We start from the raw sequence: 15059 nt of genomic DNA on the forward strand, positions 1-15059 counted from the left end.
GAAAAGTTTCCGACAATGGAGGGGAACCCGCCCATCATGCGAAGGTCAGCGCTGGCCGCGATCGCGGCCATCGGCTCCGCCACCCTGCTGGTTGCAGGGTGCAGCAAGGCCGATGACAACAAGGACGGCAACGGCGGCGGTAGCTCCGCCGCGGCCAACGCCGCTACCAAGGGTGTCGTCAACGCGTCCGACAAGAAGGGCGGGACGGTCACCTACGAGCTGTCCGACGTCCCGGACTCGTTCGACCCCGGTAACACGTACTACGCGTACATGTACAACTTCAGCCGGCTCTACGCCCGCCCGCTGATGACGTTCCAGCCCGGCCCCGGTTCCAAGGGCAACACCCTGGTCCCGGACCTCGCCGCGAGCAAGGGCGTCCCGAGCGACGGCGGCAAGACCTGGACGTACAAGCTGCGTTCGGGCCTGAAGTACCAGGACGGCACGGCGATCACGTCCAAGGACGTCAAGTACGCCGTCGAGCGCTCCAACTTCGCGCGTGACGTGCTCTCCCTCGGCCCGAACTACTTCCAGCAGTTCCTGGTCGGCGGCGACAAGTACAAGGGTCCCTACAAGGACAAGAGCGCCAAGGGCCTCGCGTCCATCGAGACCCCGGACGACACCACGATCGTCTTCCACCTGAAGCAGGCCTTCCAGGAGTTCGACTACCTGGTCTCGGCCCCGCAGACGGCCCCGGTGCCGCAGGCCAAGGACAACGGCGTCGACTACGTCAAGAACATCGTGTCCTCGGGCTCGTACCAGTTCCAGAGCTACCAGGACGGCAAGCAGGTCGTGCTGGTCCGCAACAAGAACTGGGACCCGAAGACCGACCCGCTGCGCAAGCAGCTGCCGGACAAGATCGTCGTCAACCTGAAGGTCAACGCCGAGACGATCGACAAGGACGTCCAGGCCGGCGACGCGATCGACCTCGGCGGCACGGGTGTCCAGGCCGCCACGCAGGCCCAGGTGCTCACCGACGCCAGCAAGAAGGCCAACACGGACAACACCTACGGTGGCCGTCTGGTCTACATGGCGATCAACACCAAGCTGAAGCCGTTCGACAACGTCGCCTGCCGCAAGGCCGTCGAGTACGCGATCGACAAGGTTTCGGTGCAGACCGCCGAGGGCGGCCCGATCCGCGGTGACATCGCCTCCACCGTGCTGCCCCCGGACATCCCGGGCTACACGAAGGCGGACGTCTACGCCACCACCGGCAACAAGGGTGACGTCGCCAAGGCCAAGGAGCAGCTGAAGGCCTGCGGCAAGACGTCGATCAACACCAACCTCACGGCCCGCTCGGACCGCCCGCAGGAGATCGACGCCGCCACGGCGATCATCAACTCGCTGAAGAAGGTGGGCATCAACGCCACCCTCAAGCAGTACCCGTCGGGCAAGTACTTCACCGACTACGCCGGTGTGCCGAAGTTCGACAACAAGCAGAACGTCGGCCTGATCATGATGCAGTGGGGTGCCGACTGGCCGTCCGGCTACGGCTTCCTGCAGCAGATCCTGAACGGCCAGGCGATCAGCCAGTCCGGTAACACCAACCTGTCGCAGTACGACAACAAGACGGTCAACGCTCTGCTGGCCAAGGCGATCGGTACGCAGGACGACACCGAGCGCAACAGCATCTACACGCAGATCGACAAGCAGACCATGGACGACGCCGCCCTCGTGCCGTTGACCTACTTCAAGGTCCTGCTGGCCCGCCCGACCACCTTCACCAACCTGGTCTCCACGGCGGCCTTCAGCGGCCAGTACGACTACCTCAACATCGGCGTCGCGTCGAAGTAGCAGCCCCGGAAGGCAGGTGAAGGCATTGGTGCCCGCGGGCCGTGAGGCCCGCGGGCACCAGCGCCGATCCCCGTGATCTCGTACATCCTCCGTCGGACGGTCGCAGCGGTGATCCTGCTGCTGGTCGTCTCCGCGGTCACCTTCGCCATCTTCTTCGTGCTGCCGCGGCTGGCCGGGCAGACCGCTGATCAGCTGGCGCAGCAGTACATCGGCAAGAGCCCGTCGAAGGCGGACATCGCCGCGGTCAAGCACAACCTCGGTCTGGACCAGCCCGTCTACGTCCAGTACTGGCACTTCATCAAGGGGATCGTCTCCGGCGCCACCTACGACCTGGGCCCCACCACGGTGCACTGTGACGCACCGTGCTTCGGCTACTCCTTCAAGACCCACCAGGCCGTCTGGCCGCAGCTGACCTCCCGGATGCCGGTGACCCTGTCGCTGGCCCTCGGCGCGGCCGTGCTGTGGCTGGTCTCGGGCGTGGCGATCGGCGTGGTCTCCGCGCTGAAGCCCCGCTCCTTCTTCGACCGCACCTTCATGGGTGTGGCCCTCGCCGGCGTCTCGCTGCCCATGTTCTTCACGGGCAACCTGGCGATCCTGCTCTTCACCTACCAGTGGCCGATCTTCGGCAGAACGTACGTCCCGTTGACCGAGAACCCGGCGCAGTGGGCCAACACCCTCATCCCCGCCTGGTGCTCGCTCGCTCTTCTGTACTCGGCCATCTACGCGCGGCTCACCCGCTCGGGCATGCTGGAGACGATGAACGAGGACTACATCCGCACGGCCCGCGCGAAGGGCCTGCGCGAGCGCAAGGTCGTCGTCCGGCACGGACTGCGCGCCGCGCTCACCCCGATCATCACCGTCTTCGGCATGGACCTCGGTCTGCTGCTGGGCGGCGCGGTGATCACCGAGACCGTGTTCTCGCTGCACGGTGTCGGCCAGTACGCGGTGCAGGCCATCGACGACAACGACCTGCCCCCGATCCTCGGCGTGACCCTGCTCGCCGCCTTCTTCGTCGTGATCGCAAATCTCCTGGTGGACCTGCTCTACGCGGCCGCCGACCCGCGGGTGAGGCTCTCGTGACCGAACTCTCCAAGACCGGCGCCGCCGTGGGCGAGCCCACGCCGGCCGCGCCGTCCGACGCCTTCCTCGAAGTCCGCGACCTCAAGGTGCACTTCCCGACGGACGACGGCATCGTCAAGTCCGTCGACGGCCTCAGCTTCTCGCTGGAGAAGGGCAAGACCCTCTCCATCGTGGGTGAGTCGGGCTCCGGCAAGTCCGTGACCTCGCTCGCCATCATGGGCCTGCACCGGCTCGGCGCCCGCGGCAAGAACGTGCAGATGTCCGGCGAGATCTGGCTCGGCGGCAAGGAGCTGGTGAACGCGTCCCCGGACGAGGTGCGCCGGCTCCGTGGCCGCGAGATGGCGATGATCTTCCAGGACCCGTTGTCCGCGATGCACCCGTACTACAAGGTCGGCGACCAGATCGTCGAGGCGTACCGGGTGCACCACAACGTCAGCAAGAAGGTCGCCCGCACCCGCGCCATCGAGATGCTCGACCGGGTCGGCATCCCCGAGCCCGCCAAGCGTGTCGACGGCTACCCGCACGAGTTCTCCGGCGGTATGCGCCAGCGCGCCATGATCGCCATGGCCCTGGTCAACAACCCCGAGCTGCTCATCGCGGACGAGCCGACCACCGCGCTCGACGTCACCGTCCAGGCGCAGATCCTCGACCTGATCCGCGACCTGCAGAAGGAGTTCGGCTCCGCGGTCGTCCTCATCACCCACGACCTGGGTGTGGTGGCCGAGATCGCCGACGACGTCCTGGTGATGTACGGCGGCAGGTGCGTGGAGCGCGGCCCGGTCGACGAGATCTTCGAGAAGCCGCAGCACCCCTACACCTGGGGCCTGCTGGGTTCGATGCCGCGCATCGACCGGGAGACCTCCGACCGGCTCATCCCGGTCAAGGGCCAGCCGCCGAGCCTCATCAACGTCCCCTCGGGCTGCGCCTTCCACCCGCGCTGCCCGTACGCGGACCTCCCCAAGGGGAACGTCACCCGCACGGTCCGCCCCGAGCTGGAGCTGGTCGACGGCGGCCACTGGTCCGCCTGCCACCTCTCGGCCGAGGACCGCACGCGGATCTGGACCGAAGAGATTGCGCCGAAGCTGTGAGCGACACGAAGAAGACCGATGACGCCGTCATCCCGCAGCAGGTGTCGGCTCCCGAGAAGGCCTCCGGAGACCGGGAGGTGCTGCTGAAGGTCGAGGGCCTGGAGAAGCACTTCCCGATCAAGAAGGGCATCCTGCAGCGCCAGGTCGGCGCGGTGAAGGCCGTCGACGGCATCGACTTCGAGGTGCGCAAGGGCGAGACCCTGGGCGTGGTCGGCGAGTCGGGCTGCGGCAAGTCGACCATGGGCCGGGTCATCACCCGGCTCCAGGACCCGACCGGCGGCAAGGTCACCTTCGAGGGGCAGGACATCACGCACCTGTCCACCGCGAAGATGCGCCCGCTGCGCCGCGACATCCAGATGATCTTCCAGGACCCGTACGGCTCCCTGAACCCGCGGCACACCATCGGCTCGATCGTCTCCGCGCCGTTCCGGCTGCAGGGCGTGGAGCCGGAGGGCGGGGTCAAGAAGGAGGTCCAGCGCCTCCTGGAGCTGGTGGGTCTGAGCCCCGAGCACTACAACCGCTACCCGCACGAGTTCTCCGGCGGTCAGCGCCAGCGCATCGGCATCGCCCGCGCGCTCGCCCTGAAGCCGAAGCTGGTGGTGGCCGACGAGCCCGTCTCCGCCCTGGACGTCTCGATCCAGGCGCAGGTCGTCAACCTCATGGACGACCTCCAGGAGGAGCTGGGCCTGACCTACGTGATCATCGCCCACGACCTCTCCGTCGTCCGGCACGTCTCGGACCGGGTCGCGGTGATGTACCTCGGCAAGATCGTCGAACTCGCCGACAGCACCAAGCTGTACGAGTCGCCGATGCACCCGTACACCAAGGCGCTGATGTCGGCGGTGCCGGTCCCGGACCCGAAGCGGCGCGGGCAGAAGAGCGAGCGCATCCTGCTCCGCGGTGACGTGCCGTCGCCGATCGCCCCGCCGTCCGGTTGCCGCTTCCACACCCGGTGCTGGAAGGCGACGGAGATCTGCAGGACGACGGAGCCGCTGCTCCTCGAACTCCGTCCGGGCCAGCGGGTGGCGTGCCACCACCCGGAGAACTTCGCCGACCAGGCCCCGCAGGACACCGTTCTGCTGACCGCGGCGAAGGAGGCCTCGGAGCTGGTGGGCGAGGCGGTCCTGGAGGAGTCGGCGGAGCCGGCCGAGGCCACGGAGGCCGCGACCACGGACGCTGCCGAGGGCGAGGCAGAGGCCGAGGGCGAGGCAGAGACCGAGGCAGAGGCAGAGGCCGAAGCCGAAGCCGAGACCGAAGTCGACGCAGCGACCGAAGCCGAGGCCGAGGTTGCCGAGGAGCCGGTGGCCGAAGCCGAGGCCGTCGAGGAGCCGGTGGCCGAGGCCGCCGGGAAGTCCGCGGCCGGTGACGCCACCGCCGGGTCAGAGGCGTCACAGGAGTCAACCGACAAGTAGCCCATGACACGACTTTGCAAAGTCATGTACATGTCTTAACGGGAGAGCGCAGAGTCGACCGTGTCCGTCCACTGACCGGCACGCTCGAAAGGGACGACTCATGCGCCTCTCCCGTTCGGCACGTCTGGCGGCTGTCGCGACCGCGGCAGCCGCCTCCTTCGTCTTAGCCGCCGCCCCCGCCCCCACCCCGGGCGCCGACGGCATCGGCGACCCCTACTTCCCCCAGCTCGGCAACGGCGGCTTCGACGCCCGCCACTACGACCTCGACGTGGCCTACGCCCCGGACACCGGCCGCCTCGACGGCCGTACCACCCTCACCGCCCGCGCCACCCAGAACCTCTCCTCCTTCGACCTCGACCTCCAGAAGCTGGAGGTCACGAAGGTCGAAGTCGACGGCAGACGCGCCCAGTTCACGCGCACCGGCGACGAGATCACCGTCACCCCGCGGGACGCGCTCCGCAAGGGCCGTGACTTCACCGTCTCCGTCACCTACGGCGGGATACCCGTGCCCCTCAACGGCCCCATCGTGTTCGGCTCCGACTACGGCTGGATGAAGACCGCCGACGGCGTCTTCGTCGCCTGTGAACCCAACGCCGCCTCCACCTGGTTCCCGTCCAGCGACCATCCCTCGGACAAGGCCACCTACGACATCCGGATCAAGGCGCCCCAGGGCCTGACCGGCGTCTCCAACGGCCGGCTGGTCTCGACGTACGACAAGGGCGGCTCGACGTACACCCACTGGCACGAGGGCAGGCCCATGGCGACGTACCTCGCCACCGCCACCATCGGGAAGTTCGACGTGCGGACCGGGAAGACCCCCGCCGGCACCCCGATCTACGTCGCCATCGACCCGGTCCTCGCGAACAGCAACAACGTCGACGTCTACGCCGTCACCGCCGCCGCCACCGACTACTGGTCGCAGGTCTTCGGGCCGTACCCCTTCGAGGAGACCGGGGCCATCGTCGACGACATGCCGGAGGCGGGGTTCTCGCTGGAGGTGCAGAGCAAGCCGGCCTACTCGGCGGTGCGCAGCGAGACGACGATCGTGCACGAGCTGGCCCACCAGTGGTTCGGCGACTCGGTGAGCGTGGCGCAGTGGAAGGACATCTGGCTCAACGAGGGCTTCGCCACCTACGCGCAGTGGCTGTGGGCGGAGCACCAGGGCACCAGGTCCGCCCACGACTCGTTCCTCGCCGGCTACAACTCCCGGGCCGCCGACAACCCCTTCTGGCAGATCACCGTCGCCGACCCGCAGCGCGACACCATGTTCGCCTCGGCCGTCTACCAGCGTGGCGCGATGACCCTGCAGATGCTGCGCGAACGGATCGGCGACACGGCGTTCTTCAAGCTGCTCCCGGCCTGGACGAAGCTGCACCGCTACGGAAACGCCGACACCGCCGACTTCATCCGCCTCGCGGAGAAGGTCAGCGGGCAGCAGCTGGACGACCTCTTCCAGACCTGGCTGTTCACCACAGGGAAACCCGCCCTGTAGGCCTGGGTTTGTAAGGTTCATGCACCCTGACAGGACACAATGTCAGGGTGCAGCTCCAGCAACTCTTCTCTCCCTCCGTCCAGCACACGCTCGACGTCATCGGCATCTTCGTGTTCGCCATCTCCGGCGCGCTGCTGGCCGTCCGCAAGAACTTCGACGTCTTCGGCATCGGAGTGATGGCCGAGGTCACCGCGCTGGGCGGGGGGATCTTCCGGGACGTGATCATCGGGGCGGTGCCCCCGGCCGCCTTCACGGACCTGGGGTACTTCATGACCCCGCTCATCGCCGCGCTGGTGGTGTTCTTCCTGCACCCGCACGTCGAGCGCATCCAGTCGGCGGTCCTGGTCTTCGACGCGGCCGGCCTCGGCCTGTTCGCCGTCAGCGGCACCACCAAGGCGTACTCCTACGGCCTCAACCTCACCGCCTCCGCCGCCCTCGGGCTCGCCACCGCGGTCGGCGGTGGCGTGCTCCGGGACGTGCTCGCCAACGAGGTTCCCTCGCTGCTGCGCTGGGACCGCGACCTGTACGCGGTCCCGGCGATCGTCGGGGCAACGACGGTGGTGCTGTGCATCCGTTACGACGCGCTGAACCCGTTCACCAGCGGGCTCGCGGTCGTCACCGCTTTCGTACTGCGCCTGCTCGCGATGCGGTACCACTGGCGAGCGCCGCGTGCGTGGAACCGACGCTCGACGGTTCGAGAGGAGTAGTGGAACGGCCGCCGGCGTGGCTCTGGCCCATGTTCACCGTGAGCCACTCGAACACGGTCGTCACCTGGGGCCGCCACAGGGCCATGTTGTGGCCGCCGTCGCTGCGCGGCAGGTACACCACGTGCACGGTGGTCGGCGCCTTGGCGATCTGTTCGAGCGCCACCCCGGCCTGGTAGCCGTCGCCGGACTCGCCGGAGAGGTAGAGGGCGATCCGGGGCGGGCTGACCGCCTTCCGCAGCAGCAGGTAGGGGTTGTTCTGCTCGCGCAGGGGCACGCTCTGCGCGGCGAGCGAGTTGCGCTCGCCGATCGGGTCGTTGTAGCCGGACAGGCTCACCGCGGCCCGGTAGCGGTCCGGGTGGGCGACGGCCAGCTTCACCGCGCAGTGCGCGCCCGCCGAGTAGCCGGCGGTGGCCCAGTTCGCCGGGGCGGGGGCGGCCCGGAAGTTGTCGGTCACCATCTTCGGGACGTCGATGCTCAGCCAGCTGTCGGCGTTGACCGTCCCCGGGATGTTGGCGCAGCCGGTGTCCACGCCGGCCAGCAGATTGGTGCGCGGCGCGACCAGGATGAAGGGCGCGACCCTGCCGCTCCTCATCAGCGGTTCCAGCTGGGCGGTCACCTTCATCGAGCCGAACCAGGCCTTGGCCGAGCCGGGGTAGCCCGGCAGCAGCTCCACGACCGGGAACCTGTGGTTCCTGTACTTCGGCTCGTTGTACTGGGGCGGCAGCCACACGTAGACCTCGGCGTTCACCCCGGAGATCCGGCCCTTGAGCTGGGTGACCCGCACTCCGCGCATGCCCGGTCCGCTGGCTGCGGTGAAGGACTGCTTCACCTTGGGCAGCGTTTTCAGCGCTATACCGCCGGTACCGTCCTGGCCGAGGTTCGCGGCCTGCTGGACGTGGTTGCCGGTACCGAGGAGGTCGGCCCAGTTGTCGTACAGGTTGTTCTCGTTGTTGACCAGCACGAAGATCAGCGTCACCGCCGTGGCCTGGGCGAACAGCAGCATCAGGACCCGGGCCGCGGTACGCACGGCCTTGGGCCCCCGCATCCGCGACCACAGGAGGAGCGGCAGTATGAGGGCGACGACCGACAGGACGATGGTCGTGTAGAGGAACGGAGTCCCGGTGAGGCTCATGTCCCCATAGAGGGGAATCACGGGCCCCGGGTTACGGACGTGTCCGGACACTTACCTAGAAATTGCCGGAACCTCACTCGGTAGAGGGATCCCTTACTGGACGGGCCGCTGGTGCATGGATCACAAAAGCTACCGCTTAGTAATCACTTCTTGTACTGTTCAGGCATGCCAGAAGCAGCATCCACGCGGGCCGTGATCGGTGACAGCGAGTTCGACCGCGACACCGCGGTCACCCGGCGCGCTCCCGGCGTCTATGACATCGACCTCTCGGCCGGCTGGACCATCATCAGTGCCGTGAACGGCGGCTACCTCCTTGCCGTGCTCGGCCGGGCGCTCGCGGACACGCTGCCGCACCCGGACCCGTTCACCGTCTCCGCGCACTACCTGACCGCGTCCCAGCCGGGACCCGCGGTGATCCGCACGGACACCGTCCGCACCGGCCGCACCCTCTCCACCGGCCAGGCCTCGCTCTTCCAGTACGACGAGGAGGGCAACGAGGTCGAACGCATCCGCGTCCTCGCCTCCTACGGCGACCTCACCGCCCTCCCCGACGACGTCCGCACGACGGCGACCCCGCCCGCCTTCCCGCCCATGGAGCACTGCTTCGGCCCGGAAGACGGTCCGGCCCCGGTCGACGGCAGCTCCGCCATCACCGAGCGCCTGATGCTCAAGCTGGACCCGGCCACCCTCGGCTGGGCCCTCGGGGCGCCTTCCGGCAAGGGCGAGATGCGCTCATGGTTCGGCCTCGCGGACGGCCGTGACGCCGACCCGCTCTCCCTGCTGCTGGCGGTGGACGCGCTGCCGCCGACCGCGTTCGAGATCGGCCTCAAGGGCTGGGTCCCGACGGTCGAACTCACGGTCCACGTCCGGCACCGGCCCGCCCCGGGCCCGCTGCGCGTCTCCATCACCACCCGCAACCTGGCCGGCGGCTTCCTGGAGGAGGACGCCGAGGTCTGGGACAGTGCGGACCGCCTGGTCGCCCAGTCCCGCCAGCTGGCCCGGGTCCGGCTCGGCTGATCCCGGGCCCGAACCGGCGCGTCACCGTTTCGACAGCCGGAACCTCGTTCTGTCACGGGCGTGTACCGGCGAGTAGGCGCCGACTCGGAGCGAACTGCCAGGTCAGCGCTGTCTCTTGGGGAGCGCTTTACCTCGTTGACAGGCGGCGAACAGTGCGGGCCCAAGAAGGCCTTAAGCACCGTTGATTGAGTGCCACTCCTCAGGACTCCCTCATCCTCAATGGAGTTGTCTCTCATGAAGCGTGTACGTCTCGTCCCCGCCGTGGCCCTGCTCGCGCTGTCCCCGCTGCTGCTGACCGCGTGCGGCGGCTCGGACGACTCGTCGTCGTCCGGCAGCGGCAACTCCGGTCAGTCGCAGTCCTGTCAGGCTCCGTCCGGCATGCCCACCGGCAACGCGTCGGGCAGGCCCAGCGGCGCGCCGACCGGCAACTCCACCGTCAAGCCGACGGGCACCCCCACCGGCATGCCCAGCGGTGGTCCGGGCGCCGGCGGCCAGGGCGGGCAGGGCGGCCCCGGCGGCGGCATGGGCGGCTGCGGTGGGGGCCAGGGCGGTCCCGGCGGCGCGGCGCCCAGCGGCGCACCGACCGCGCAGGCGACGAAGAGCTGACCGCGGGGGTCGTACGACAGGGGCGGCGCGTCCGGGAGCGGATGCGCCGCCCCTGTGTGCTGCCTGCCGGCTAGTCCAGCCAGTGCTGCCGGCCGAGGCTGATCAGCCGCAGTTGCCGGGTGGCGACGTGGACGACGCGCTGCCGCTCCGCCTCCGAGGGCTCCGGGGACTCCAGGGTCTCCAGGAACAGGGAGGCGGTGATGAGCATCTGGTCCACGTAGAGGTGGGCGAGCATCAGCAGGTCGTCGTCGTTCCATCCCTCGGCCTCGGGGTCCTTGGCCAGCTCGGTCTTGACCTCCTCGGCGAACCGGGCGAGCTGGGCCCGGATCGCCTCCCGCACCGGCTGCACCCCGCCGTGCCGCTCCCTGGCGATGAACCGGACGTGCGCCGGGTGTGCGGCCACGTGGTCGGCGATCAGCTGCACGGCCCGGGTGATGCGCTCCGCGCCGGCCGTGGCGACCGTCGTGCGGACCATCGGATGCAGGCTGCCGAGCGCCTCGTCGACGAGGGCCACGCCGAGGTCGGCGGTGGAGCGGAAGTGCCGGTAGAAGGCGGTCGGGGCGACGCCGACGGCCCGGGTGACCTCGCGCAGTCCCAGGCTGCTCAGGCTCTGCTCCTCCAGCAGGGCGAGCGCCGCGTCCAGGAAGGCCTGGCGGGTCTTCTGCTTCTGGGCCTGTCGGATGCCGAGGGTGTGACTCATGTCATCCAGTTAACAACTGTTCTCCGGAATTGAAAAGCCGTGCGAGTTGCTAGACTCGAAGTCAGTGAACAACTGTTACTACAACCGTTCACCCAAATGTAACGGAGGGGGATCGAACCCATGCTGTTCCTCGTCGCCGCACTCATGCTGCTCGGCGTGGTGCTGGGCACCGTGGCCCACGCGCCGCTCGACGTCACCGCAGGCCTCGCCACCGTGATCGTCGTCTGGCTGGCCGTCTTCGCACTCCGCGAGCGCCTCGCCCGTCGCCGCCACACCTCGACCAACTGACCTCCCGTCCCCGCTCACTTGAGGAGCTGAGCATGATGCAACTCACCGCCCCCGCCACCCCCCGCCCGCAGACCCGCACCCGTGACGCCGACGGCATGGCAGTGGCGTCCTTCATCCTCGGCCTGCTCGGCCTCCTGGTCCTGAACCTGTTCCTGGGCCCGATCGCGATCATCCTGGCCCTGGTCTCCCTCTGGCGCGGCACGGCCCGCAAGGGCCGCGCATACCTGGGCCTGGCCCTGGGCGTGGCGGACCTGGCGGTCCTGGCGATCGCGATGGCGGCGTCGAACACAATCTCCTGGAGCCTGTAAGCGGGGTTCAGGACAGCGCGCCCCAAGGGGCGCGGGGAACTGCGCGACCAGCCACGGACCACCGGCACCCGCCCCCCGGCACAGGCCACCTACGGCGGCTAGGCGACCCTAACCCCGCCCCCCGTAGAATCGACCCCACCATGGCCTACCTCGACCACGCAGCCACGACCCCGATGCTCCCGGAAGCGGTGGAAGCACTCACCGCCGCCCTCCGCGTCACCGGCAACGCGTCCTCCCTGCACGCCTCCGGCCGCAAGGCCCGCCGCACGGTCGAGGAATCCCGGGAGACCCTCGCGGAAGCGCTCGGCGCCCGCCCCAGCGAGGTCGTCCTCACCTCCGGCGGCACCGAGGCCGACAACCTCGCGGTCAAGGGCCTCTACTGGTCCCGCCGCGACGCCGACCCGGCCCGCACCCGGGTCCTCGCCAGCCCCGTCGAACACCACGCGGTCCTGGACACCGTCCACTGGCTCGGCGAGCACGAGGGCGCGACGGTGGAGTACCTCCCCGTCGACACCTACGGCCGGGTCCACCCGGAGGCGCTGCGCGAGGCGATCGACCGCAACCCCGACGACGTGGCCCTCGCCACCGTCATGTGGGCCAACAACGAGATCGGCACGATCCTGCCGGTCCGCGAACTCGCCGCCGTGACGAACGAGTTCGGCATCCCGCTGCACGCCGACGCGGTCCAGGCCTTCGGCCAGGTCCCGGTGGACTTCGGCTCCTCCGGCCTCGCCGCGATGACCGTCTCAGGCCACAAGGTCGGCGGCCCGTACGGCATCGGCGCCCTGCTCCTCGGCCGTGAGTACACCCCCGTACCGGTCCTGCACGGCGGCGGCCAGGAGCGGCACGTCCGCTCCGGCACCCTCGACGTCCCGGCGATCGCCTCGTTCGCGGTGGCGGCACGGCTCGCCGCCGAGCGCCGCGAGTGGTTCGCCCGGGAGATCGGCGCCCTGCGCGACGCGCTGATCGACGCCGTCCGTACGGCCGTACCGAACGCGATCCTCGGCGGCGACCCGGTGGATCGCCTGCCCGCCAACGCGCACTTCACCTTCCCCGGCTGCGAGGGCGACTCGTTGCTCCTGCTGCTCGACGCCCAGGGCATCGAGTGCTCGACGGGCTCCGCGTGCACCGCCGGGGTCGCCCAGCCGAGCCATGTCCTGCTGGCCACCGGCACCGACCCGGACCTGGCCCGCGGCACCCTGCGCTTCTCGCTCGGTCACACCTCCACCCAGGCCGACGTCGAGGCGGTCGCCAAGGTGATCGGCCCGGCGGTGGAGCGGGGGCGCGCCGCCGGCCTGTCCTGACGACCGGTGCTCGCGGCAGCCCCGCCTCCGCACTGATCGCGGGGGCGACGGTCCGGGCGCTGCGCTCGGTGAAGGAGCGGATCCAGGAGCGACGGTCCGCCCGCCACGGCGAGCTGCCGGGTCAGGCCGAGCACCGCCGACCTGCCCGCGCAGTGCGCGACCGTGCCGAAGGTGCCGCTGCCCCGGAAGGCGGGGGACCTGCCGGTGACCGGAACCTCGAGAACGGCTGCCGCCGGCACTTCCACTGCCGGCGGCAGCCTGCTCAGGAGGCCCGGGCGGCCACTAGCTGTCCGTCACCATGAGGGACGCCATCATGCCCTCGTCCTCGTGCTGCAGCAGATGGCAGTGGAGCATGTACATGTACGTGTCGTCGGAGAAGTCCGTGAACTCCATGGCGATCTCGATGGAGCCGCCGCCGACCACCTCGTAGGTGTCGTACCAGCCGAGTTCGACGCCGGTCGGATCCTCGCCGTTGATGGAGATCAGCTGGTACGGCACGTCGTGCAGGTGGAACGAGTGCTCCAACTGCGTGCTGTTCTTGATCGTCCAGATCTCCTTGGACCCCAGCGTGGTGCTGATCATGGCCATCGAGGACATGCTCGTGCCGGCCGAGCCGTTGATCAGCATCGTCGCACCGGACTGGCCGAGGGTGATGGTCCGCGCGGTGAAGTCGCTGGTGTCGTACCGGTCGATGGTCCGCAGCGAGCTGGGCAGGTCGGACGGGGTGTCGGTGCCGCTCGCGGTGACAGCCAGGAAGTCGTACGTGCCGCTGCCGCCGCGCACCCAGCCGGTGGTGATGACCGCCTGGAGGGTGACGTCGTCCGACATATCCATGACCATCTCGGCGCGGGCGCCGGCCACCAGCCGGATCGTGGTCACGTCCGCCGCCTCGGACAGGTAACCCTGGTCGGTGGCGATCTGGGTCATCGTGCCGCCGTCGCTGCGCTGGATGGTGATGATGTCCGACGGCGAGGCGTTGAGCAGCCGGAACCGGGTCCGGGTCTTGGTCGCGGTGAAGGTGAGGGTGGTGTCGTCGACGTTGGTGCCGTTGACCAGCAGCGGGTAGCTCAGGCCGCTGCTGAGGTAGCCGGTGAGGTCGTACTTGATGTCGCCGGAGCTGTCCACGGCCAGGCACTGGAAGATCAGCGGGATGTCGTCCGTGCCGTAGGTGCTGGGCAGATCGGCGCTGGTGGTGTTGGAGCTGTCGTCGACGATGATCATGCCGGCCAGGCCGTGCACCGCCTGCTTCGCCGTGGTGCCCAGCGCGTGCGGGTGGTACCAGAGCGTCATCGGGTCGTCCTTGACCGTGAAGGTCGGCGACCAGGTCTCCCCGTCGGAGAAGGCGACCTGCGGACCGCCGTCCATCTTGGCCGGGACGTGCGCGCCGTGGAAGTGGACCGTGGTGTCCTCGCCCAGGCTGTTGGTGATGTTGAGTACGTTCGTGTTGCCCTTGGTCCACTTCATGGTCGGGCCGAGGAAGGACTGGTTGTAGCCCGCGGTGGTGCTGGTGACACCGCTGAGCACCTCGGCGCTGCCGGTCTTCGCCTCCAGGGTGAAGGTGGTGGTGCTGTCGGAGGTGGTGCCCTCCAGGAGGTCGGGGATGGACAGGGTCGCGGTGTTGGTCGCCGCGCCCGCCTTGTTGCCGTTCGCGTCGGTCAGCAGGGCGAAGGTGGAGCCGGCCGCCGCGACGGCGCCCAGACCGACGCCGGCCATGCCTCCGAGGAACTTCCGCCGGTGAACGCCCTTGCCGCGCTTGGCCGTTCCTTCCTTGGAGTGCTCGGCGTCCTTGGTGCGCTCGGCCTTGGTGTGCTCGCCCTTGGCGTGGTCCGCCCCCTTGGCGCGCCGCCGCCTGCCGCCAGTGACCTGCTCTTCGTTGCTGTCCGCCTCGAAGGCGGGATCTGTGGTGTGGGTCATGGCCCCGGATGTTTGACCTGGGGACTGTGTGAAATCTGAGGCGAAGTTAGGAGCGAACCTGGGCGACTGTGAGGCGGCCGTGGACGCTGGTAATACTTAACTCCCTTGAAAAAACGCCGAGTTGAGCAGGCGCAGCTCGCGGCCCGGGTGCGGGACGCAACGGACACAGACGGCGTGCAGCACAGGCACAGGATAACGATTGAGTCACAGGCGGAACCGG

The 15059-nt window shown here is 69.0% G+C and carries 14 protein-coding genes; 11 read left to right on the forward strand and 3 right to left on the reverse strand.

The window, feature by feature from the left end; all coding sequences use genetic code 11:
- The first annotated feature begins 15 nt into the window (after positions 1-15).
- The 6 genes from ACFY0P_RS39080 (at position 16) to ACFY0P_RS39105 (ending at position 7570) form a co-directional block, all read left to right on the forward strand.
- A complete protein-coding gene (locus ACFY0P_RS39080) occupies positions 16-1791 on the forward strand; it encodes an ABC transporter substrate-binding protein (RefSeq protein WP_388924618.1) in 1776 nt (591 codons plus the stop codon).
- 72 nt (positions 1792-1863) lie between these two features.
- Positions 1864-2871: an ABC transporter permease gene (locus tag ACFY0P_RS39085; RefSeq protein ID WP_388924621.1), complete on the forward strand. Its 1008-nt coding sequence runs from the start codon at positions 1864-1866 to the stop codon at positions 2869-2871.
- Positions 2868-3959, forward strand: coding sequence for an ABC transporter ATP-binding protein (locus ACFY0P_RS39090; RefSeq protein WP_388924624.1), 1092 nt, complete (start codon positions 2868-2870; stop codon positions 3957-3959). The genes ACFY0P_RS39085 and ACFY0P_RS39090 overlap by 4 nt, the downstream gene beginning before the upstream one ends.
- Positions 3956-5371: an ABC transporter ATP-binding protein gene (locus ACFY0P_RS39095; protein ID WP_388924627.1), complete on the forward strand. Its 1416-nt coding sequence runs from the start codon at positions 3956-3958 to the stop codon at positions 5369-5371. Before ACFY0P_RS39090 ends, ACFY0P_RS39095 begins: the two co-directional genes overlap by 4 nt.
- Before the next feature lie 100 nt (positions 5372-5471).
- Positions 5472-6863: a M1 family metallopeptidase gene (locus ACFY0P_RS39100; RefSeq protein ID WP_388924631.1), complete on the forward strand. Its 1392-nt coding sequence runs from the start codon at positions 5472-5474 to the stop codon at positions 6861-6863.
- A gap of 47 nt (positions 6864-6910) precedes the next feature.
- The gene (locus ACFY0P_RS39105; RefSeq protein ID WP_388924634.1) at positions 6911-7570 is read left to right on the forward strand and encodes a trimeric intracellular cation channel family protein; all 660 of its coding nucleotides are present in this window, start codon (positions 6911-6913) and stop codon (positions 7568-7570) included.
- On the opposite strand, the gene ACFY0P_RS39110 is transcribed toward ACFY0P_RS39105, so the two are convergent.
- On the reverse strand, positions 7479-8702 hold the full coding sequence (locus tag ACFY0P_RS39110; protein ID WP_388924637.1) for an alpha/beta hydrolase: 1224 nt from the start codon (positions 8700-8702) through the stop codon (positions 7479-7481). The two genes, ACFY0P_RS39105 and ACFY0P_RS39110, sit on opposite strands and share 92 nt — an antisense overlap.
- Before the next feature lie 165 nt (positions 8703-8867).
- Between ACFY0P_RS39110 and ACFY0P_RS39115 the strand changes: the two genes are divergently transcribed.
- Together ACFY0P_RS39115 and ACFY0P_RS39120 are read left to right on the forward strand one after the other, a co-directional pair.
- Positions 8868-9719 (forward strand): thioesterase family protein, encoded by an 852-nt coding sequence (locus ACFY0P_RS39115; protein WP_388924639.1) that lies wholly within the window; start codon positions 8868-8870, stop codon positions 9717-9719.
- 234 nt (positions 9720-9953) lie between these two features.
- Positions 9954-10325 carry a hypothetical protein gene (locus ACFY0P_RS39120; RefSeq protein WP_388924642.1) on the forward strand — a complete coding sequence of 124 codons (372 nt, stop codon included), beginning with the start codon at positions 9954-9956 and terminating at the stop codon, positions 10323-10325.
- 70 nt (positions 10326-10395) lie between these two features.
- On the opposite strand, the gene ACFY0P_RS39125 is transcribed toward ACFY0P_RS39120, so the two are convergent.
- Positions 10396-11025: a TetR family transcriptional regulator gene (locus ACFY0P_RS39125; protein ID WP_388924645.1), complete on the reverse strand. Its 630-nt coding sequence runs from the start codon at positions 11023-11025 to the stop codon at positions 10396-10398.
- A 120-nt stretch (positions 11026-11145) separates the two neighbouring features.
- Between ACFY0P_RS39125 and ACFY0P_RS39130 the strand changes: the two genes are divergently transcribed.
- From ACFY0P_RS39130 to ACFY0P_RS39140, 3 genes are all read left to right on the forward strand, one after another.
- The gene (locus ACFY0P_RS39130; protein WP_388924648.1) at positions 11146-11313 is read left to right on the forward strand and encodes a hypothetical protein; all 168 of its coding nucleotides are present in this window, start codon (positions 11146-11148) and stop codon (positions 11311-11313) included.
- A 35-nt stretch (positions 11314-11348) separates the two neighbouring features.
- Positions 11349-11621 (forward strand): DUF4190 domain-containing protein, encoded by a 273-nt coding sequence (locus ACFY0P_RS39135; protein ID WP_388924935.1) that lies wholly within the window; start codon positions 11349-11351, stop codon positions 11619-11621.
- A gap of 140 nt (positions 11622-11761) precedes the next feature.
- Entirely contained in the window at positions 11762-12925 is a 1164-nt protein-coding gene (locus ACFY0P_RS39140; RefSeq protein ID WP_388924650.1) for a cysteine desulfurase family protein, read from the forward strand.
- Between the two features lie 282 nt (positions 12926-13207).
- Here ACFY0P_RS39140 and ACFY0P_RS39145 read toward each other — a convergent pair whose 3' ends face one another.
- Positions 13208-14839, reverse strand: a complete 1632-nt coding sequence (locus ACFY0P_RS39145) for a multicopper oxidase family protein (RefSeq protein WP_388924653.1) — start codon at positions 14837-14839, stop codon at positions 13208-13210.
- Positions 14840-15059 lie beyond the last annotated feature (220 nt).

Source organism: Streptomyces sp. NPDC001714 (genome assembly GCF_042892755.1).
Taxonomy (GTDB): domain Bacteria; phylum Actinomycetota; class Actinomycetes; order Streptomycetales; family Streptomycetaceae; genus Streptomyces.